This is a genomic window from Nonomuraea pusilla, from assembly GCF_900109355.1.
In the GTDB taxonomy this organism is placed as follows: domain Bacteria; phylum Actinomycetota; class Actinomycetes; order Streptosporangiales; family Streptosporangiaceae; genus Nonomuraea; species Nonomuraea pusilla.
The window spans coordinates 175,828-195,658 of sequence record NZ_FOBF01000006.1; the positions used below are offsets into that span (position 1 = coordinate 175,828).

Sequence of the window (19,831 nt, forward strand, 5' to 3'; positions counted from 1 at the left end):
ACAAGATGATCCCTCGTGAGGAGTGAGCACCATGGGGCGCACAGTCGCCGTCATCGGCGGAGGTTACGCGGGCACCGCGGTCGCCAAGGCACTCGACCAGCACGCCGACGTGATCCTCGTCGAACCCAAGGACGCCTTCGTCCAGAACGCCGTGTCCATGCGGGCGCTCGCGCGGCCCGACTGGACCGACCACCTGTTCTTCCCCTACGACCGGCTGCTGCGGCGCGGCACGATCGTGCGCGACCGCGCCGTCTCCGCCGGGCCCGGCCACGTGATCCTCGCCTCCGGCGAACGGATCGACGCCGACCACCTGGTGCTCGCCACCGGCTCCGGCTACCCGTTCCCCTTCAAGCCCGAGCACGACCAGGCGAGCCGGACCCGCGAACGGCTCCTCGACGTGCACGCCGCGCTCGCGGGCGCCGCCCGGGTGCTGATCGCCGGGGCCGGGCCCGTCGGCCTGGAGCTGTCCGGCGAGATCAAGGCCGTCTGGCCCGGCAAGCACGTCACCGTCGTCGACCCGGCGCCCGAGCTCCTGCCCGGATTCCAGCCGGAACTGCGCGAGGACCTGCGCCGCCAGCTCGACGCGCTCGGCGTGGACCTGCGGCTCGGCACCGCGCTCGGCACGCCGCCGGTCGAGCCGGGCCGCGCCGCGCCGTTCACCGTCACCGCCACCGGGCCGGCCGGCCGCGGCGAGATCGCCGCCGACATCTGGTTCCGCGCGTACGGGGTCAGCGTCCAGACCGGCTACCTCGCCGGCGACCTGGCCGCCGCCCGCACCCCAGGCGGACGCGTCCGCGTCACCCCGACGCTGAACGTCGAAGGACACCCCCGCGTCTACGCCATCGGCGACATCACCGACCTGCCCGAGGCCAGGATGGCCGGCAACGCCATGGCGCACGCCGAGATCGTCGCCGCGAACATCCTCGCCGACCTGCGCGGCGAGACGCCCTCGGCCGTCTACGAACCGTCGGCGGTGCCGTTCGTGCTGCTCCCGCTCGGCCCGGACGGCGGCGTGGGCCAGCTGCCGTCACCGGGCGGGCCGATCGTCCTGCCCCCGGAGGCCGTCGCCGACTACAAGGGCAAGGACCTGTTCACCGGCCGCTTCGCCGAGCTCTTCGGCCTCACCGCGAAGGTCCCGTCAGCCCCCTGACCGCCTGCCACGCCACCGACGCGGGGCCGCTGCTCCTCGGCGCGATGCCGTGCGGGGCGTGCTGCTCCTGGTCAGGCGCGGAGGCGGAGGCCGCGGGGGGTCGGGTGGAAGCCGGCCGCCTCCAGCGCCGCCGCCAGCGGCGAGTCGGTGATGGACGTGCCGTCGGCGCGCTCGACCGTCAGCTTGCCCAGAGCGCCGTCGCGCACCGCCAGGGCCAGCGCGTCGACGGCGGGCCGCAGCCGCTCGTCGTCGGTGAACGACAGCAGGGTCTTGCCGCCGCGCTCGACGTAGAGCACGAGATGGCCGTCGACCAGCACCACCAGGGAGCCCGCCTTCCTGCCGGGCTTGTGGCCCACCTCGCCGGGGTGGGCGGGCCAGGGGAGCGCCGCGCCGTACGGGTTCGCGGGATCGGCCGCCGCGAGCACCACCGCCCGCCGCCCACCGGAAACCCCGCCCCCGCCGAAACCTCCGCCCCGTCCCCTCGGAAGGGTTCCTCCGGAGACGCCAGCACCGCCTGCCGGCCCGCCGAAACCTCCGCCCCGTCCCCTCGGTGACGGCTCTCCTGGCGTCCCGTCTTCGGGCCAGGGGGACGGCGAGGTCGCCTCGGAAGCGTCGCGGGCGAGGCCCGGGGCCATGGCGCGCATCCGGTCGACCGCTCCCGGCAACGCGAACTGGGCGCCCCCGAGACCTTCCACGAAGTAGCCCCTGCGGCAGCGCCCGCTCTCCTCGTACGCCCGCAGCACCTGGTAGACCGGCGTGAACCCGCCGGGCAGCCGCTCGGACGTCACCGCGCCGCGCGTCACCACCCCGTGCCGTTCGAGCAGCACCTCGGCCTGCGCCTGGGCGCGCTGCGTGGCGTCGGCGGCGGGAGGCGGCAGCAGCCACCATCGGCCGCCCGCGGTGGGCGGGCCGCTCCTGGTGGGCAGCACCGCCCTGCGCCGCCTGGTCGTCGCGGGCCGGTGCGCGGGACGGCCGGTGCCGAGCGTGGCGCGCAGCGGCGCCAGCGTGTCGCCGGACACCCGGCCCGACCAGACGAGGTCCCACAGCGCGGAGACCAGGGTGGCGTCGTCGAGCGAGCCGAGCTGGTCGGAGATGCCGCGGAAGAACAGCGCGCCGCCGCCGCCCAGCAGGTCGAGCACGCCCTCGTGCAGCGGCGTCATCGTGATCTCGGCGGGCTCGGGCAGCAGCAGCGGCGCGGTGTCGGCGAAGTACAGCGACACCCAGCCGTCGCCGCCGGGCAGCGACCCCTGCCCCACCCACATGACCTCGCCGGACGAGGTCAGCTCGTCGAGCAGCGCCGGGTGGTAGCCCGGCACGCGGGACGGCAGCACCAGCGTCTCCAGCGCGGAGGCCGGCACGGCCGCCCCCTGGAGCTGTTCGACCGCGCGGACCAGCGCGTCCATCGCCCTGGCCGCCCCGGAGCCGCGGGCGGCTTGCCCGCCGGGCTCGCCTCCGCCGAAACCACCGCCGAAACCTCCGCCGATGCCTCCACCGGGACCTCCGCCCGCGCCGGAACCCGCCCCCGTGATGCCGTGCCAGGCAGGCAGGAACAGCGCCAGCGCCTCGGGCGCGACCGGCTCGACCTCCTTGCGCAGCCGGGCCAGCGACCTGCGGCGCAGCATCCGCAGCACCCCGGCGTCGCACCACTCCTCGCCGCGCCCGCCCGGACGGAACTCCCCGCTGACCACCCGCCCGGCCGCCGCCAGCCGCCGCAGCGCGTCGGTGACCACGGCCACGCCCAGGCCGAACCGGGTCGCCGCCGTACCGGCCTGGAAGGGGCCGCGGGTACGCGCGTGCCGCGCCACCAGGTCGGCCAGCGGGTCGGGCACGGGTTCGAGGAAGGCGTGCGGGATGCCGACCGGCAGCGGCACGCCGAGCGCGTCGCGCATCCGCGCGGCGTCCTCGACCGCCGCCCACCGCTCCTCGCCCGCGACACGCACCCGGATCGCGCGCCGCGCCCGCTCCAGCGCCTCCAGCCAGGCCGGGTCGCCGCCGCGCAGGCTCACGTCGGACGCGAGCAGCGGCCCGTGCGAGCGCAGCAGGTCGGCGAGGTCCTCGGCGTCGCGCAGCGGACGGTCGAGTCTGGCCAGCTCGCGTTCGGTGTCGGAGACGACGTCGGGGTCGAGCAACTCGCGCAGGTCGGCCTGGCCCAGCAGCTCGGCCAGCAGCGCCGTGTCGAGCGCCAGCGCCTGCGCCCTCCGCTCGGCCAGCGGCGCGTCGCCCTCGTACATGAACGCGCCCACGTAGTTGAACAGCAGCGACGCGGCGAACGGCGACGCCTGCGAGGTCTCCACCTCCACCACGCGCACCCGCCGCGCGGCGATGTCGCGCATCAGCTCGACCAGGCCTGGCACGTCGAACACGTCCTGCAGGCACTCCCGCATCGTCTCCAGCACGATCGGGAACGAGGCGTACTGCGAGGCCACGCCCAGCAGGTGGGCGGCGCGCTGGCGCTGCTGCCACAGCGGGCTGCGCCGGCCCGGGGTGCGGCGCGGCAGCAGCAGCGCGCGTCCCGCGCACTCGCGGAAGCGCGACGCGAACAGCGCCGAGCCGCCCAGCTCCTCGGTGACGATCTGCTCGATCTCCTCCGGGTCGAAGGCCGCGACGTCGGACGGCGGCTCGGCCAGGGTGTCGGGGATGCGCAGGACGATGCCGTCGTCGGAGTGGACGGCCTGCACGTCGACGCCGTACCGCTCGCGCAGCCGCCGGTTGATCGCCAGCGCCCACGGCGCGTGCACCCTGGCGCCGTACGGGGAGTGGATCACCACCCGCCAGTCGCCCAGCTCGTCGTGGAAGCGCTCGACCAGCAGCGTGCGGTCGTCGGGGACGTACCCGGTGGCCTCGCGCTGCTCGTCGAGGTAGGCGAGGAGGTTGCGGGCGGCGTACTCGTCGAGGCCGGCCGCGAGCAGCCGCTCCGTGGAGCCCCCACCGGCCTGCTCGCGCAGGAACCCCCCGATCGCCCGGCCCAGCTCGGCGGGGCGGCCGGGCGAGTCGCCGTGCCAGAACGGCAGCTTGCCCGGCTGGCCGGGCGCGGGGGAGACGAGCACCCTGTCGGCCGTGATGTCCTCGATGCGCCAGGACGTCGCCCCCAGCACGAACACGTCGCCCACCCGCGACTCGTAGACCATCTCCTCGTCGAGCTCGCCCACCCTGGACGCCTTCTCGCCGACGAGGAACACGCCGAACAGCCCCCGGTCGGGGATCGTGCCGCCGTTGGTCACCGCCAGCCGCTGCGCGCCCGGCCTGCCCTGGAGGGTGCCCGTGACGCGGTCCCACACGACGCGCGGGCGCAGCTCGGCGAACTCCTCGCTCGGGTAGCGGCCCGCCAGCATGTCGAGGGTGGCCTCCAGGGCGCTCCTCGGCAGCGTGGCGTACGGGGCGGCCCGCTTGACCACGGCCTCCAGCTCGTCGACCGTCCACTCGTCGAGAGCCGTCATGGCCACGATCTGCTGGGCGAGCACGTCGAGCGGGTTGCGCGGGTAGCGCAGCTCCTCGATGCGCCCGTCGCGCATGCGCTCGGCCACGACCGCGGTCTGCACCAGGTCGCCGCGGTACTTCGGGAAGATCACGCCCTTGGACACGGCCCCCACCTGGTGGCCCGCCCTGCCGATGCGCTGCAGGCCGCTCGCCACGCTCGGCGGCGCCTCGACGCAGGCCACGAGATCGACCGAGCCCATGTCGATGCCCAGCTCAAGGCTGGACGTCGCCACCACCGCGGGCAGCCGGCCCGACTTGAGCGCCTCCTCGATCTGTGCCCGCTCCTCCTTCGACACCGAGCCGTGGTGCGCCCTGACGATCTCGGTGACCACGCCCCTGCTCGCCCCGGCCTGCGCCATCATCTCGGCCGGCGGCCGGGCCGGCGGGGTCTCCCAGATCGACAGGTCGACCGCCTCGGAGCCCTGCCCGCGCTCGTACGCCAGCTCGTTGAGCCGCGTGCACAGCCGCTCGGCCAGCCGCCTGGAGTTGGCGAACACGATCGTGGAGCTGTGGGCCTCGATCAGGTCGAACAGGTGGGCCTCGACATGCGGCCAGATCGACCGGTTGGACGGCTGTGGCTCGCCCCCGTCGAACTCGCCGGCCTCAGGGAGGCGCGGCCGGGACTCCATCTCCGTCATGTCCTCGACAGGGACGACCACCTCGACCTCGATGCGCTTGTCGGACGGCGGCTGCACCACCGTGGCCGGCCGCGAACCGCCGAGGAACGCCGCCACCTCGCTCACCGGGCGCACCGTCGCCGACAGCCCGATGCGCTGCGCCGGACGGTCGAGCAGCGCGTCGAGCCGCTCCAGGCTGAGCGCCAGGTGGGCGCCGCGCTTGGTCGCCGCCACCGCGTGCACCTCGTCGACGATCACCGTGCGCACGCCGCGCAGCGCCTCCCGCGCCTGGCTGGTGAGCAGCAGGAACAGCGACTCGGGCGTGGTGATGAGGATGTCGGACGGCCGCGACGCGAACCTCCTGCGGTCCTCCGCGGGGGTGTCGCCCGACCTGATCGCCACCGAGATCTCCGGCACCGGCAGCCCCAGCCGCCGCGCGGTCTGCCTCAGCCCGGCCAGCGGCGCCCGCAGGTTGCGCTCGACGTCGACCGCCAGCGCCTTCAGCGGTGACACGTACAGCACCTTGGTGCCGGAGCCCTCGCCGGGGTCGGACGCCAGCCGGTCGAGCGACCACAGGAACGCCGCGAGCGTCTTGCCCGACCCGGTGGGCGCCACCACGAGCGTGTTGTCGCCGCGCGCGATCGACTCCCACGCGCCCTCCTGGGCGGCCGTGGGCGCGGCGAACGCGCCGGTGAACCACTGCCTGGTCACCTGGCTGAACTGGTCGAGCGAGCTCACGTGCCCATAGTGCCTCGTCGTACCGACAGAAAACGCCTTCGAGCCCGCGCCCGGTGATTGAGGGGCCGTCGCGGCGGACATACAGCGACAATGAGCATGGACCACGCGGCCATCGAAGCTCGCCGAGCCGAGCTGAGACGCCGTTACGTGTTACCGCACCGGCCACCGAGCAGCGCCCGCGGCCTGCACCACGCCGCGCTGCTCTCCTCCGACGCCGAACGGACGATCAGGTTCTACCACGAGCTCCTCGAGTTCCCGCTGACGGAGATCATCGAGAACCGCGACTACCAGGGCTCGAACCACTTCTTCTTCGACATCGGCAACGGCAACCTGCTCGCGTTCTTCGACTTCCCCGGGCTGGACCTCGGGCCGTACCAGGAGGTCCTGGGCGGGCTGCACCACGTCGCGATCTCCGTCGACGCCGCGACGTGGGAACGGCTGCGCGGAAAGCTGGAGGCCGCCGGCGTGCCGCACCAGATCGAGAGCGGCGCGTCCATCTACTTCAGGGACCCGGACGGCGCCCGGCTCGAACTGCTCGCCGACCCGCTCGGGGAGATGTACGGCTCCACCGTCCTGTGAACCGCGCCGCCCGCGCGCGTTCAGCGGCGCGACGGCCTGCGGAGCCAGGGGCGGCCGGGGGGCAGCGGGTCGCGGCCGAGCCCGGCGTGCCGCTCCGAGCGCTCTGCCTTCTCCTTCTGCACGGCCAGCCTGTGCCACAGGCGTAACCGGCGGCGCCTGGCCCGGTTCGCCTTGATCGTGGGGGTTTTGCGGGGGGACGGCCTGGGGGTCTTCGGCATGGAGATGTCGTACCCACTCGCCGGCGGCTTCCATACTTGGTGGATGCGCCTGACGGAGTTCTGGAGACGTATGCGAGCCCACTTCGGCGACACGTACGCCGAGTCGTGGGCCCGCGACTTCGTGCTCGCGCCGCTCGGCGGGCGCACCGTCATGCAGGCGCTGGCCGACGGCGAGAGCGCCAAGGACGTCTGGCGGGCCGTCTGCCAGGTCGAGGACGTCTCACCCAAGCTGCGCTGACGCGGTCAGACGCCTGGGCGGGCTCAGGCGTCCGGCTCCAGCGACTCGCGCAGCGCACGCGCGGCGCGCTCCGGGTCGTCCGCGCTGCCCTGCCCCCCGGGCGACCACAGGAACACCCACCCGCCGTGCGACGGCGTCGCGAACACCATCGTCTGCCGCGACGTCCGCGGACTCCACACCCACAGCACCGGCTCGTCGCCGCCCACCATGCGGCTGACCAGCCCGTGGCCCGGCAGCAGTTCGGCGAGCGACTCCAGACGGACGCGCCGTTCCCCCGTGTACGCACTCGCCACGTCGCAGCCTCCAACCTCGTCGCTGCAGTGAGTCTCCCCAGCTCAACGCGCGGATCAACACCGCGACGCCCATCGCGGAGCCCTTACGTCGGGCCATCGAACGACCGCAGGCCGTCGTCGAGAGGCCTTCCCCCCTTGGACGAAGCGTTGCCGGCCCCCGGCGAGCGGCAGCACTCCAGAGACGCCGTCACCGAACCCCTCCAGGAATCGGCCTTCCACGTCCACCGCGGCGACCGCCCGCCGTCGCGGACGGTCAGGGGCAGGCCCGCCGTCGGACACCTGATCGGCGGGCTCGCGGCCCAGGCCGGGCACGAGATGCTCAGCTTCGGCGACCCGTCCGGGTGCATCGCGCAGAACATCCAGGAACGGCAGCTCATGCACACGGTCGCGGGGTCGGGCAGGCCGCGCAGGTCGCCCGTCCGGACCGCCCGCTGGAAGGCGCGTCGCGGCCCTGCACGCCCTCGTCGGTCAGGTGCCGGTCGTCCGCCGGATCACCTCACCGGGCGGGCTGGCGAACGACGGCACAAGGCGGGCTGGCGAACGGCGGCGACATCGGCGCCATCGCCCCGGTGGGAGGGGGCGCAGGCCCGGCTCACCGGCCAGGTCCCCTTCCGCCTCGGCGTCCTCGACCGCGCCGCGGCCGTCGTCCCCCTCGACCTCGGCGTCTCCCACAACGGCCTGGTCCTGGTGCGCGACCCGGTCGTGGTCGGCGCCCTCGTCGCCGCGCGCCGCGCCCACTGGCGGGCCGGAGCCGACGCCGGCGACGCGAGCACGGGCAGGGCCTCGGGCAGGCCTCGGGCAGGCCTCGGGCAGGCCTCGGGCAGGCCTCGGGCAGGCCTCGGGCAGGCCTCGGGCAGGGTCTCGGGCAGGGTCTCGGGCAGGGTCGACTCCGCCCGTCTCCCCGCCTACCTGCGGCCCACGCTCATGGCCATGCTCGACGGCCTGACCGACCGCGCCGCCTGCGCCCGACTCGGCCCGTCACCACGCACGTACAACCGGCGGGACAGCGAGATCCTCACGCTGCCGGGCGCGGCCAGCCGCTTCCAGGCGGGAGCGCCGGCCGCGCGTCGCGGCTGGGTCTGACCGTCAACGGCACGACCCGGGAGCCGTCAGTAGCAGTACCAGGAGAACGCGTCGTCGGCCCGGTGGAAGTTCGCCCGGTGCGGCCCGTCCGGGTAGTGCCACGCGCAGGCGTCGTTCATGTCGATGCCGACCAGCTCGCCCCGGTGGCCCACGCAGCGGGGGTTCGTGGCCACCGAGCCGAGGTACCCGTGCTTCTGGCAGTACTCGTGCGGCCGGGGCAGCCTCGGGTGGTCGCGGCGCCCTCCGGCCTCGGCGGACGCGGTGCCCGCTGCGAGGCCGGCGGCCGCCTCGCGATCGGACGGCGGGTGGTCGTGTCGTGCGTGTGCGTACTCCTTGGAACGGGTGGTCCTGACGAGAGCGCCGGCCGGCGCCGCCAGAGTGCGGGCGGCGGGCCCCGCCCGGGTGGTCCGTGGCGCGTACACGCCGCCGGTTGAACCTCGGACCACCCTGCGCCCGGCCGTCCGGCACCTCCGGAATCCCGTTCGCCCAGGGCCAGAAGACCGGGCAAACCTGAGCACCTGCGCGCTCGGGGGCCGACCCGGTGCGTGCCCGCAGGGCCGCTCGCCCGTGGGCGGCGACCCGGTACCACGCCGCCGGCTCGCAACGGGCCCGGGCCCGTCCCCTGCCTCCCACCTGGGCGTCGTCCCCCTCCGCCCGGCTTCCTCGCCGCGTGTTCCTGATGTGATCGAACAGTCGTTCGGCTACGATGGACCGCGCCGGGCCACGTCTTCCCGACTCCCGCGAAAATGTCGGTGGCAGGCCGTAGCTTTCACTCGACTGTTCGGACCACGACCCTCCAGGGGGAGTTCCCATGGCTATCAACGACCGCGACAAGGCCCTCGAGACCGCCCTCGCGCAGATCGAGCGGCAGTTCGGCAAGGGCTCCGTCATGCGCCTCGGCGACGACGCCAGAGCTCCCATCGAGGTGATCCCCACCGGTTCGATCTCGCTCGACGTGGCGCTCGGCATCGGCGGCCTGCCGCGCGGCCGCATCGTCGAGATCTACGGTCCGGAGTCCTCGGGTAAGACCACCATCGCCCTCCACGCGGTGGCCAACGCCCAGCGCGCCGGCGGCATCGCGGCGTTCATCGACGCCGAGCACGCCCTCGACCCCGAGTACGCCAAGAAGCTCGGCGTCGACACCGACGCGCTGCTCGTCTCCCAGCCCGACACCGGTGAGCAGGCGCTCGAGATCGCCGACATGCTGATCAGGTCCGGCGCCGTCGACATCATCGTCATCGACTCCGTCGCCGCGCTCGTGCCGAAGGCCGAGATCGAGGGCGAGATGGGCGACAGCCACGTCGGCCTCCAGGCCCGCCTCATGTCGCAGGCCCTGCGCAAGGTCGCCGGCGCGCTCAACAGCACCGGCACCACCGCGATCTTCATCAACCAGCTGCGCGAGAAGATCGGCGTCATGTTCGGCAGCCCCGAGACCACGACCGGTGGTAAGGCGCTCAAGTTCTACGCCTCCGTCCGCATGGACATCCGCCGCATCGAGACCCTCAAGGACGGCACCGAGGCCGTCGGCAACCGCACCCGCGTGAAGGTCGTCAAGAACAAGATGGCGCCGCCCTTCCGCGTCGCCGACTTCGACATCCTGTACGGCGTGGGCATCTCCCGCGAGGGCGGCCTCATCGACATGGGCGTCGAGCACGGCTTCGTCCGCAAGTCGGGCGCCTGGTACACGTACGAGGGCGATCAGCTCGGGCAGGGCAAGGAGAACGCCCGTAACTTCCTGAGGAACCACCCCGACATGGCCAACGAGATCGAGAAGAAGATCAAGGACAAGCTGGGCGTGGGGCCGCGCCTCGACGCCCCGGCCGAGGCTCCGGCTCCCGTCGCGGCCGCCGCGCCGTCCTCGGGCCGTGGCTCGAAGTCCACCCCGAAGCCGGGTGACGTCTGATCGATCGCCGCATGAGTGACACGGACTCGTCGCAGGCGCCCCAGGGCCGCACCTGGGGCGCCCGGCGTGACCAGGCCACGGGCGCGTCCTCGTCCGGCTGGCCGTCGGTGGAGGAGTGGCGCGAACACCGCAACCGCCTCCGCACCACCCTCTCTCCCGAGGAACCCCACCCCGCCACCGCGCCCAGCGGGCACACCGCCGCATCCGGCCCCTCCTCCAACGACGCCCCCAGGGAGGCGCCGCCGGAACCCGTGTACGGGAAGGCACCCCTCGACTCTCCCAACCCCCAGCACGGCGACAACGCACAGACTTCGCAGGCGCCTCGGCACGCCGAGGCGCAGGAGACCGCGGAGGCCGTCGCCGACGCGAACGCGCACCCTCCATCCCCGCACCTCACACCCGGCAGGGCGCCGACCGCTCACGCCGAGCGCTCGCACACCGACACGCCGCCCCTTCGGCCCGACCAGGGCGGCCCGCTCGCAGACGCGCAGTCGGCCCTGCCCGAGTCGGCACGCGCTGACGCGCGGTCCGCCGTGACCCAGCCTGCACGCGCCGACGCGCAGTCCGCCCTGCCCCAGCCCTCACGTGCTGATGCGCGGTCCACGCTGCCCGAGCCGTCGCGCATTGATGCGCCGCCCCCTCTGCCCGAGCCTCCGCACACCGGCGCGCGGCCCGCCCTGGTCGGGCCTGCGCATCCTGACGCGCCGCCCAGCCCGCCCGAGACCCAGTACGCCCATATGTCGCCCACCCGGAGCACAGAGCGAGAAGCGATCGCTCCCTCTCGCCCTGAGAACCGGGCCGGCGATGAGGTGTCCGGCGACAGCGTTGCGCCGGGGCGCGGCGCCGATGAGCCCGGCGACTCCTGGCGTTCCCGTCAGGAGGAGACGGGCACGACCCCGGAGACCGGGGAGACGGCCACGGGGTGGCGCGGGTGGGGCGCCGAGACTTCGGCCCCGTGGCGTCCGGCGAACATGCCTGACTGGAGCTTCGACGGGCCCGGCTCCGGTGACACCGAGCAAGCGGGCGCCTGGACCCCTGCCTGGACTCCTCCATGGAGCCGCGACCTGACTTCCCCGAGCACGCCGGATCGAGACGTCCACCCCGGGCCATCCCGGAACGCGGCCCAAGAGGAACCCCAGAGCACCGAGCCGGAGAAGGCAAGGAAAGCCAGGTCGAAGAGAGCCGGCAAGACCGGGGCGAAGAATGCCCAAAGTGCGGGCGCCCAGGACGCCCAAGGCCGTGCAGCAGGGGATGTTCAGGGTGCCGGGGTGGAGGACGCCCGAGGTGCTGTGGCAGGGGATGTCCAAGGTACCGGGGTGGAGGACGCCCGAGGCGCTGCGGTAGAGGATGCCCAAGGCGTTGGGGCGGAAGACGTCCGAGGTGCTGCGGCGGGGGCAGCCGCAGGTCCTCGGGTGGAGAGAGCGCAGGTCGCAGGCTCGGAGGAGCCGCGGGGCGGTCGTTCAGAGCCGCCGTGGAAGACCAGGCCGGATCCCATCTGGAACTGGCCCCAGCAGCTCAGCCGCCCAGGGTCCGCCAGCCGCTCCGAGGCGCTGGGCGACGAGCCGTCCTCGGCTGCGTCACCCCTGTTCGGAGCGTGGGGTGGGGGCCAGGACGCCGGCCGCCCATCGGCCGGCAGTTCGCCGAGCGACGGCTCAGCGAGCGACGGCCCGCCCAGCGTTGATCCAGGCAGCGGCGGCCTGCCCAGCGTTGATCTAGCGCCTAGTGGTGGTACAGGGAGCGGCGGCACAGTGGGCGGCGGCTCGGGGTCGAAACGTCCTCGGCGTACGGCGCGAGGGGCCAGGAAACGCCAAGCTCCGGAGGACCGCGAGGCATCGCAAGAGCGTCCAGCATTCGAGTGGCCGGCCACCGTGCTGAAGGGACCTGCCGCTGTGTCCGAAGAGCCGGCCGCCGCCTCCGGAGGGCTTGAGGCGACACCGGAAGGCCATGCCACCGGGTTGGAAGGGTCGGCGACGGTGTTGGAAGGCCGTACCGCCAGGTTTGAGGGGGCGGGCGACGGGTTGGAGGCGGTTGAGACCGGGTGGGAACGGCCTGCAGCCGGGTTGGAAGCACCGGCTGTCGGGTTGGAACGTAGTACCCCCAGGTTCGAAGGGGCAGCCGACGCCTCCGAAGGGTCCGAGACCGGGCCGGAAGGGACGGCCGCCGTGTCGGAAGGCCGTACCACCAGGTTTGAAGGGGCGGCTGACGGCTCGGAAGGGTCTGAGGCCGGGTCGGAAGGGCCTGCCGCCGCGTTGGAAGGGGCGGGCGACGGGTTGGAGGCGTTTGAGACCGGGGCGGAGGGGGCTGAGACCGAGCCGGAAGGGTCTGCAGCCGGGTTGGAAAGGGCGGCGACCGGGCTGGAAGCGTCGGGCGAGGTGTTCGAAGGGGCGCCCGCTGTGGGGCAGGCGGTTGAGCCAGGCGGTGAGCATCGGTCTTCTGGCTGGCTTTCGGATGCCGATCCGGCGTACGGGGAGTTCGGTGGAGCCGAGTCTGGGCGGCGGAAGGCCAAGGGCGGGAGGCGTCGGGCTGGAGGGGGCAGGCGGCGCGGGTGGTCGCCTGACGAGTCCGACGCGGAAGGCCCGTCCGGGAGGTCATGGGGCAGTTCGTCCGTCAGTCCGTCCGAGGGGCGGGCCAGCGGCTCGGCTGGGGATTCCTCTGATGGCCGGGGCGGTGGGGTGGCCGAGCGTTCGTCTGGGGGCTCGCGTGATGGTGGTGATGCTGATCCGGAGGCGGTTGCCAGGGCGATCTGTCTCAGGTTGCTCACCATGGCGCCCAAGACGCGCGCTCAGCTCGCGGAGGCCATGCGCAAGCGGGGCGTTCCGGAGGAGGCGGCGGAGGCGGTGCTCAACCGGTTCACGGAGCTGGGGTTCATCAACGACGAGGCGTTCGCCGAGGCCTGGGTGGAGTCCAGGCACCACGGACGCGGGCTGGCCCGCCGCGCTCTGGCCGCCGAGTTGCGGCACCGGGGCGTCGACCGTGACACCGTGAACGAAGCCGTCGAACGGCTCGAACCCGACCAAGAGGAGGAGACCGCCCGCCGCCTGGTGGAGCGCAAGCTGGCCTCCACCCGGTCGCTCGACCCCCAGGCCCGTACGCGCAGGCTGGCGGGCATGCTCGCCAGGAAGGGGTACCCCTCGGGGCTGGCGTTCCGGGTCATCAGGGAGGCGTTGGAGCAGGAGGGGGTCGAGGTGGAGGACGACTTCTCTTGACGGCTCCTGCCGACGACTTCTCCTGTGAGGTTTCTCCGGGCCGGGCGGTGGTCGGGGGAGGTGTTCGCGGGGTGGCGGGCTGCCCGGTTCTCCTGGTTGGGTGGTGTTCGCGGGGCGGTCGACTGCGTGGTTCTCCTGACCGCGGGGTGGTCGGGGGAGGTGTTCGCGGGGCGGCGGGCTGCCCGGTTCTCCTGGTTGGGCGGGGGCAGGGGAGACGTTCGCGGGTGGTGGACTGCGTGTTCTTCTTGTGCGGCAGAGGTCAGGGGGATGGGGTCTGGGTGCGTTCGTATGCCTCCTGGAGGAGTTGGGAGGCGCGCGGGCGGTCGGGGTCGGGGCGGGGGATGCCGAGGTGGGTTTCGCGGAGTTCGTCCATCAGGTCTTCCCAGAGGGGTGGGCCGGCCTGTTCGAGCAGGCGGGCCCGGACGCCCAGCTCCGGCGTGGTCGGCCGGTGCCGCAGCCCCCACGAGCCGAGCACCGCCATGATCGGGACCGTCTGGATGCCCGCCTCGGTGAGGCTGTAGGTGCCTCGCCGGCCGCGTCCCCCTTCCTCGTGGGTCAGGAGCCCCCCGGCGACGAGGGATTTGAGCCGGCTGCTGAGGATGTTGGAGGCGATGCCCTCCTCCGAGTGGGCGAGCAGGTCACGGAAGTGCCGCCGCCCCCCGAAGATCACGTCTCGCAGGACGATGAGGCTCCACCGGTCCCCGAGTGCCTCCACGGCGGCGTTGATCGCGCACCCCGATCGCGGTTCGTCTCGCATGGACGTCCTCCTCAAGTGATTGCATTCGGCAACCACCTAGTCTAGGCTCCTCCCCGGTGATTGCAATTCGCAATCACTTGAGGGTGTGAAGGCAGGAGGCCTCGCATGTCCCGCGTCAGGGTCCACAACTTCTCCGTCTCCCTCGACGGCTTCGCCACCGGTGAGGGGCAGAGCCTGGAGGCTCCCTTCGGCCACGCCGGCGAGCGGCTCCACCAGTGGTTCTTCGGCACCCGTGCGTTCCACGCCATGCGTGGCGAACCCGGTGGCGGCGCCGGCGTCGACGACGCCCTGGCCGGTACGTGGGGCGACGGCATCGGTGCGGAGATCATGGGCCGCAACAAGTTCGGGCCGCAGCGTGGCCCGTGGGAGGACCACGAGTGGACCGGCTGGTGGGGGACGAACCCTCCGTTCCACACGCCGGTGTTCGTCCTCACCCACCACCCCCGGCCCCCGCTGGAGATGGAAGGGGGCACCACGTTCCACTTCGTGGACGCCACCCCTGAGGAGGCGCTGCGCCAGGCCCGTGAGGCCGCGGGCGGCCTGGACGTCAGGATCGGCGGCGGCCCGAGCACGGTCCGCGCGTTCCTGGCCGCGGACCTGGTCGACCACCTGCACGTCGTCGTCGTCCCGATCGTCCTGGGGCGCGGCGAGCGGCTGTGGGACGGCCTCGAAGGGATCGAGGACCGCTTCCACATCGAGTCCGTGACCACCCCCGGTGGCGTCACGCACGTGACCTTCACCCGGCCGTAGGCTCGGCCGGCGGGGCGTGGGCTCCACGCCGCCGTCCGACTGTGACGTCCCGCGTCGTCGTCACGACGGCGCCTCGGCTTCCGCCTGGCGGCGGAGCGGAAAGGCTGACAGACATGCCAGAAGACATCACGTCCGTACACATCACCTCGAAGGACGGCACGACCCTAGCCGTGGACACGGTCGGGGAGGGCGCGCCGGTGATCCTCGTCGGGGGCGCGTTCAACGACCGTTCGACCGTGGCCGCGCTCGGGGCGGAGCTCGCGCCGCGGTTCAGCGTCGTGACCTACGACCGCCGCGGCCGCGGGGGCAGCGACGACAGGAGCGGCGACTACCTGGTCGCCAACGAGGTGGACGACCTGGCGGCGGTCATCGCGCACGCCGGCGGGCGGGCCTCGGTGTTCGGTCACTCCTCCGGCGCCGTTCTCGTGCTGGAGGGGGCCATGCGCGGGCTGCCGATCGACCGGGTCGCGGTCTACGAGCCGGCGTACCGGGCCGCCGAGGACGCCCCGGGGCCGGCGGCCGACCTCTACGACCGGCTCAAGGCCCTGGTCGCCGCGGGTGACCGCGACGGCGCGGCGGAGGTGTTTCTGCGCGAGGCGGTCGGCGTCCCTGACGGCGTGATCGCCGGGATGAGGAGCGGCGAGGCGTGGCCGTTCCTGACCGGCAAGGCTCCGAGCCTGCCGTACGACGTGCTGCTCAGCACGCCCTGGCAGGTGATGCCCTTCGACCGGCTCGCCCGGATCGGCGTCCCCGTGCTGGCGGTCTACGGCGACCGAACGGCGCCGGGCCTGGCGGAGGCGACGCGGGCGGTCGCGGCCACGGTGCCCGGCGCCGAGCTGAAGGTGATGGAAGGGGAGGACCACGCGGTGCTGCAGCGGCCGGCGGGGCTGGCCGGGATCCTCGCGGACTTCTTCGGCTGAACCCCGAGGGGGCGGGAGCTCGCGGTCGGCGAAGGCGTGGCGGGCGGGCGCGCGGCGCGGTGGAGCACCGCCCTGGGTCAAGGGGGCTGTCAGGGCCGGAGTGCCTGTGGGCCGGGAGGTTCGCGCGCGATGGGGTGATCTTCGGGAGGCCGGTCGGTAAGACACGCTTGATGACGCGTTTGCTTGCTCGTGACCTGTTCGACGCATAACCTCGACGGCAGTGAGGAGTTACTCCGCGCAGCGGATCGCCATACCGGTGAACGACGGACGTACGAGCTTGGTCGATCGAGACAGGCGAGGTGTCGGCTGTGCCAGCCGACGCCCGATCAGTCCTGGCTTGACGGCTGTCCAGGTACCGACACCGACAGGGCATTCCGTCACGGGCGTGTGACCCCTCCCGTTTTGAGACCGCCGTTGTGAGGACGACGCGAGGAGGGCGGGGCGCACATGGGGCCGCTGGTCGTGGTGCTGATGGTGGCGGTGCTCGTGCTCGCGTTCGGGATGGTCGCCGCGCTGCTCGTCGTCGTACGGCGCACCTCTGGCGGCGTCCCGCGCTCGGCCAGGCCCACCCCTGAGCAGGTGCAGGCCGTCCAGGACGAGCTGGAGCAGGCCCGCGAGGAGGCCAGGGAGATCCGCACCAAGGCGGAGTCCGACGCGGAGGAGATGCTGCGCAGGTCGGAGGCGGCGGCCGAGAGCGCGGCGCAGATGCGGCGGGAGGTCGAGGAGGAGAGCCGGATCCTGAAGTCCGAGCTCAAGGAGCTCCGTTCCGACCTGGAGCGCAGGGAGGCGCGGCTGGCCGAGCGGGAGCAGCGGCTGGACGAGGAGGCCAGGCGGCAGACCGAGCGTGACAGGAAGCTGGCCGAGACCGAGGTCGAGCTGGCCGACCGGCGTGAGGAGCTGCTCCAGGTCGAGGGCGAGCGGCGCGCCATCCTGGAACGGGTGGCGGGGCTGACGGCCGATCAGGCGAAGTCCGAGCTGGTCAAGGAGATCGAGAACCAGGCCAAGCGCGAGGCGGCGCTGATCATCAGGGAGATCGAGAGCCAGGCCCGCAAGGAGGGCGAGAAGCGCGCTACCAAGATCGTGACGCTGGCGGTGCAGCGGGTCGCGACGGAGCAGACGGCCGAGTCGGTGGTCAGCGTGCTGCACCTGCCGGGCGACGAGATGAAGGGCCGCATCATCGGCCGCGAGGGCCGCAACATCAGGGCCTTCGAGTCGACCACGGGCGTGAACCTCATCATCGACGACACCCCGGAGGCGGTGCTGCTGTCCTGCTTCGACCCGGTGCGCAGGGAGACGGCCCGGCTCACGCTGGAGAAGCTGGTGCTGGACGGCCGCATCCATCCGCAGCGCATCGAGGAGGCGCACGACCGCAGCCGCCAGGAGGTGCAGGACCTGTGCGCGCGGGCGGGCGAGGACGCGCTGGTCGAACTCGGCATCACCGACATGCATCCGGAGCTGACGTTGCTGCTGGGCCAGCTCCGCTACCGGACGTCGTACGGTCAGAACGTGCTCAAGCACCTCATCGAGTCGGCGCACATCGCCGGCATCATGGCGGCGGAGCTGCGCCTCGACCAGACGCTGCTGAAGCGGTGCGCGCTGCTGCACGACATCGGCAAGGCGCTCACGCACGAGGTGGAGGGCAGCCACGCGCTGATCGGCGCGGAGATCGCCCGCAGGTACGGCGAGTCGGAGGACGTGGTGCACGCCATCGAGGCGCACCACAACGAGGTCGAGGTGCGCACGGTGGAGGCGGTGCTCACCCAGGCGGCCGACGCCATCAGCGGCGGCCGGCCGGGTGCGCGGCGTGAGTCGCTGGAGGCGTACGTCAAGCGGCTGGAGCGGCTGGAGGAGATCGCGCAGTCGTACGAGGGCGTGGAGAAGGTGTTCGCCATGCAGGCCGGGCGGGAGATCAGGGTGATGGTCAAGCCCGAGGCGATCGACGACATCCAGGCCCAGGTGATCGCGAGGGACGTCGCCAAGCAGATCGAGGAGGAGCTGACCTACCCGGGGCAGATCCGCATCACGGTGGTGCGGGAGTCGCGCGCCACCGAGTTCGCCCGCTGACCCATCGACCGGCACGAACCCGGTGTCACTGGAAGATCTGCTGGTAGAAGGCGAGTTCGGCGGCGAGGGCCGCAGCCCGCGTCTCGGCCCGGCGGAAGCCGTGCGACTCGCCGTCGAACGCGAGGTAGGTGCACGGCACGCCCCGCTCGGACAGCGCCGCGACGAACGCCTCGGACTGCTCGGGCGGCACCACGGGGTCGTCGAGCCCCTGGAGCAGCAGCATGGGGCACGACACCTGCCCGGCCAGCGCGAGGGGTTCGCGCTCGGCGTGGACGGCGGGGTCGGGCCCGACCAGCCACTCGATGTACCGCGACTCGAAGTCGTGGGTGTGCGCGGCGAGCGGCCCGAGCGCGCTCACCCCGAAGTAGGACACGCCGCCCGCGAACGCGTCGGACCGGCAGCAGGAGGCCATGACGGTCCAGCCGCCGGCGCTGCCGCCGCGTACCGCGATGCGGGCCGGGTCGGCCAGGCCCTCGGCGGCCAGCCACTGCGCGGCGGCCACGGTGTCGGCGACGTCGGCGACGCCCCACAGGCCCTTCAGCAGCTCCCGGTAGGCCCTGCCGTAGCCGGTGGAGCCGCCGTAGTTGAGGTCGAGCACGCCGATGCCGCGCGAGGTGAGGAACGCCTTCTCCAGGTCGAGCTCGGTGCCGGCGTGAGCGGTCGGGCCGCCGTGCAGGAAGATCACGTACGGCTGCGGGCCGTCGGGTTCGGGCGGCTCGTACAGGAAGGCGTGGACGCCCCCGCCGACGCGCACGGGGCGCGGGACGGGCAGGAGCGCGGGGTCGGGCAGGTCGGCCAGGTCGCGCCGCAGCTCCTCGGCCTCGCCCGATGACGGCCGGAGACGGACGACGGCGCGCGGGGTGGTGGCCGAGAAGCCGACGCCGACCAGCGACGCGCCGTCGGCGGCGAGGACGCCGCCCCACCCGGTGTAGGGCAGGTCGAGGTCGTCGAGCGTGCCGGTGGCGGGGTCGAGCAGGCCGAGCCGCAGGTCGGCCCGGCCGTGGAGCACGGCGAGCCGGCCGTCGCCGAGCACGGCGTAGGGGAGGCCGCCGAGGTGCCACGGCGGCCGGACGAACTCCTCCTCGGCGGGGTGGAGCGGCCGGGGCGGCGTGCCGTCGAGCCGGGCCTCGTACAGGTTCCACCAGCCGGAGCGGTCGGAGACGAGGTAGAGCGCGGAGGCGTCGCGCCAGCTCGGCGCGAGCACCGACTCGCGCGGGCCGCCCGCGAGGGTGCGGGTGCCGCCGCCGGTGAGCGAGGTGACGCGCAGCTCGGTGCCGTCCCACGGCATGAGGGGGTGGTTCCAGCAGACGTACGCGAGGTGCGCGCCGTCGGGCGACACCGAGGGGGAGGCGTAGAAGTCGCTGCCGGTGACGTGCTCGCGCGGCTCGCCGCCGTCGAGCGGGACCGACACGACGCCCCTGGTGACCGTGCCGTCGTCGCCGTGGTGCTCGCGGACGCACCACACCTCGCCGCCGTGGACGCTCAGATCGGCGTAGCGGGAGGAGCCCTCCGGCGTGAGGGGCGTGGGTTCGCCGTCGTCGCCGAGGAGGTAGAGGCGCTGGTCGGCGAAGTTGGCGAACACCACCTCGCCGGCCGGTGTGACGGTGTAGGGGCTGCCGCCGTACTCGTGCACGCGGGTGCGCGCGTTCCACGGCGCGGGCAGCAGCTCGCGGCGGGTGCCGTCGGGGGAGCGGAGCACGATCGTGGTGCGGCCGCCCTCGTCGGGGCGGTCCTCCGTCCACCACACCCGGCGGTCGCGGACGGCGGGCCAGCCGAGGCGCAGGCCCGACCGGGCCACGTGCATGGACGAGATGGGGGAGGGCCGAAAAGGCATACCC

Annotated in this window: 16 protein-coding genes; 10 read left to right on the plus strand and 6 right to left on the minus strand. The window is 73.4% G+C overall.

Going from position 1 to position 19,831, the window contains the following annotated elements; genetic code table 11:
* Positions 1–31: 31 nt before the first annotated feature.
* Positions 32–1,150 (plus strand): NAD(P)/FAD-dependent oxidoreductase, encoded by a 1,119-nt coding sequence (locus BMX74_RS15155; protein ID WP_091100924.1) that lies wholly within the window; start codon positions 32–34, stop codon positions 1,148–1,150.
* A gap of 71 nt (positions 1,151–1,221) precedes the next feature.
* Here the strand turns inward: BMX74_RS15155 and BMX74_RS15160 are convergent, their stop codons facing one another.
* Positions 1,222–5,982 (minus strand): ATP-dependent helicase, encoded by a 4,761-nt coding sequence (locus tag BMX74_RS15160; protein ID WP_256256958.1) that lies wholly within the window; start codon positions 5,980–5,982, stop codon positions 1,222–1,224.
* Between the two features lie 90 nt (positions 5,983–6,072).
* Between BMX74_RS15160 and BMX74_RS15165 the strand changes: the two genes are divergently transcribed.
* Positions 6,073–6,561, plus strand: coding sequence for a VOC family protein (locus BMX74_RS15165; RefSeq protein ID WP_055503552.1), 489 nt, complete (start codon positions 6,073–6,075; stop codon positions 6,559–6,561).
* A 20-nt stretch (positions 6,562–6,581) separates the two neighbouring features.
* On the opposite strand, the gene BMX74_RS15170 is transcribed toward BMX74_RS15165, so the two are convergent.
* Complete coding sequence (locus BMX74_RS15170) at positions 6,582–6,779, minus strand: hypothetical protein (RefSeq protein ID WP_055503551.1); 198 nt, start codon at positions 6,777–6,779, stop codon at positions 6,582–6,584.
* 43 nt (positions 6,780–6,822) lie between these two features.
* Between BMX74_RS15170 and BMX74_RS15175 the strand changes: the two genes are divergently transcribed.
* Positions 6,823–7,017 carry a DUF3046 domain-containing protein gene (locus tag BMX74_RS15175; protein ID WP_055504101.1) on the plus strand — a complete coding sequence of 65 codons (195 nt, stop codon included), beginning with the start codon at positions 6,823–6,825 and terminating at the stop codon, positions 7,015–7,017.
* A 23-nt stretch (positions 7,018–7,040) separates the two neighbouring features.
* Here BMX74_RS15175 and BMX74_RS15180 read toward each other — a convergent pair whose 3' ends face one another.
* Positions 7,041–7,310 (minus strand): hypothetical protein, encoded by a 270-nt coding sequence (locus BMX74_RS15180; RefSeq protein WP_055503550.1) that lies wholly within the window; start codon positions 7,308–7,310, stop codon positions 7,041–7,043.
* A 135-nt stretch (positions 7,311–7,445) separates the two neighbouring features.
* Here BMX74_RS15180 and BMX74_RS15185 point away from each other — a divergent pair, with 135 nt between their 5' ends.
* The gene (locus BMX74_RS15185; protein ID WP_143078667.1) at positions 7,446–8,393 is read left to right on the plus strand and encodes a DNA-binding response regulator; all 948 of its coding nucleotides are present in this window, start codon (positions 7,446–7,448) and stop codon (positions 8,391–8,393) included.
* 26 nt (positions 8,394–8,419) lie between these two features.
* On the opposite strand, the gene BMX74_RS15190 is transcribed toward BMX74_RS15185, so the two are convergent.
* Positions 8,420–8,815 (minus strand): hypothetical protein, encoded by a 396-nt coding sequence (locus BMX74_RS15190; protein ID WP_091100931.1) that lies wholly within the window; start codon positions 8,813–8,815, stop codon positions 8,420–8,422.
* A gap of 389 nt (positions 8,816–9,204) precedes the next feature.
* On the opposite strand from BMX74_RS15190, the gene recA reads away from it, so the two are divergent.
* From recA to recX, 3 genes are all read left to right on the plus strand, one after another.
* A complete protein-coding gene (gene recA / locus BMX74_RS15195) occupies positions 9,205–10,296 on the plus strand; it encodes a recombinase RecA (protein ID WP_055503547.1) in 1,092 nt (363 codons plus the stop codon).
* A gap of 1,212 nt (positions 10,297–11,508) precedes the next feature.
* Positions 11,509–11,640: a hypothetical protein gene (locus BMX74_RS45585; protein WP_256256960.1), complete on the plus strand. Its 132-nt coding sequence runs from the start codon at positions 11,509–11,511 to the stop codon at positions 11,638–11,640.
* A 1,328-nt stretch (positions 11,641–12,968) separates the two neighbouring features.
* Positions 12,969–13,502 (plus strand): recombination regulator RecX, encoded by a 534-nt coding sequence (gene recX, locus BMX74_RS45590; RefSeq protein ID WP_152992396.1) that lies wholly within the window; start codon positions 12,969–12,971, stop codon positions 13,500–13,502.
* A gap of 259 nt (positions 13,503–13,761) precedes the next feature.
* Here the strand turns inward: recX and BMX74_RS15205 are convergent, their stop codons facing one another.
* Positions 13,762–14,259 (minus strand): winged helix-turn-helix transcriptional regulator, encoded by a 498-nt coding sequence (locus BMX74_RS15205; protein WP_091100933.1) that lies wholly within the window; start codon positions 14,257–14,259, stop codon positions 13,762–13,764.
* 105 nt (positions 14,260–14,364) lie between these two features.
* Here BMX74_RS15205 and BMX74_RS15210 point away from each other — a divergent pair, with 105 nt between their 5' ends.
* The 3 genes from BMX74_RS15210 to rny all read left to right on the plus strand — a co-directional run bounded on the left by BMX74_RS15210 (position 14,365) and on the right by rny (position 17,993).
* A complete protein-coding gene (locus BMX74_RS15210; RefSeq protein WP_055503545.1) occupies positions 14,365–15,009 on the plus strand; it encodes a dihydrofolate reductase family protein in 645 nt (214 codons plus the stop codon).
* A gap of 113 nt (positions 15,010–15,122) precedes the next feature.
* Complete coding sequence (locus tag BMX74_RS15215; protein WP_091100935.1) at positions 15,123–15,929, plus strand: alpha/beta fold hydrolase; 807 nt, start codon at positions 15,123–15,125, stop codon at positions 15,927–15,929.
* Positions 15,930–16,376: 447 nt separating this feature from the next.
* Positions 16,377–17,993, plus strand: a complete 1,617-nt coding sequence (rny, locus tag BMX74_RS15220; RefSeq protein WP_055503543.1) for a ribonuclease Y — start codon at positions 16,377–16,379, stop codon at positions 17,991–17,993.
* Positions 17,994–18,018: 25 nt separating this feature from the next.
* On the opposite strand, the gene BMX74_RS15225 is transcribed toward rny, so the two are convergent.
* On the minus strand, positions 18,019–19,827 hold the full coding sequence (locus BMX74_RS15225) for a S9 family peptidase (RefSeq protein WP_091100938.1): 1,809 nt from the start codon (positions 19,825–19,827) through the stop codon (positions 18,019–18,021).
* Positions 19,828–19,831: the final 4 nt, after the last annotated feature.

Excerpts from the sequence above, each read along its gene's own strand:
- BMX74_RS15155 (WP_091100924.1), top strand. The coding sequence starts at position 32 with ATGGGGCGCACAGTCGCCGTCATCGGCGGAGGTTACGCGGGCACCGCG.
- BMX74_RS15165 (WP_055503552.1), top strand. The coding sequence starts at position 6,073 with ATGAGCATGGACCACGCGGCCATCGAAGCTCGCCGAGCCGAGCTGAGA.
- BMX74_RS15170 (WP_055503551.1), bottom strand. The coding sequence starts at position 6,779 with ATGCCGAAGACCCCCAGGCCGTCCCCCCGCAAAACCCCCACGATCAAG.
- BMX74_RS15175 (WP_055504101.1), top strand. The coding sequence starts at position 6,823 with ATGCGCCTGACGGAGTTCTGGAGACGTATGCGAGCCCACTTCGGCGAC.
- recA (WP_055503547.1), top strand. The coding sequence starts at position 9,205 with ATGGCTATCAACGACCGCGACAAGGCCCTCGAGACCGCCCTCGCGCAG.
- BMX74_RS15205 (WP_091100933.1), bottom strand. The coding sequence starts at position 14,259 with ATGCGAGACGAACCGCGATCGGGGTGCGCGATCAACGCCGCCGTGGAG.
- BMX74_RS15210 (WP_055503545.1), top strand. The coding sequence starts at position 14,365 with ATGTCCCGCGTCAGGGTCCACAACTTCTCCGTCTCCCTCGACGGCTTC.
- BMX74_RS15215 (WP_091100935.1), top strand. The coding sequence starts at position 15,123 with ATGCCAGAAGACATCACGTCCGTACACATCACCTCGAAGGACGGCACG.
- rny (WP_055503543.1), top strand. The coding sequence starts at position 16,377 with ATGGGGCCGCTGGTCGTGGTGCTGATGGTGGCGGTGCTCGTGCTCGCG.
- BMX74_RS15225 (WP_091100938.1), bottom strand. The coding sequence starts at position 19,827 with ATGCCTTTTCGGCCCTCCCCCATCTCGTCCATGCACGTGGCCCGGTCG.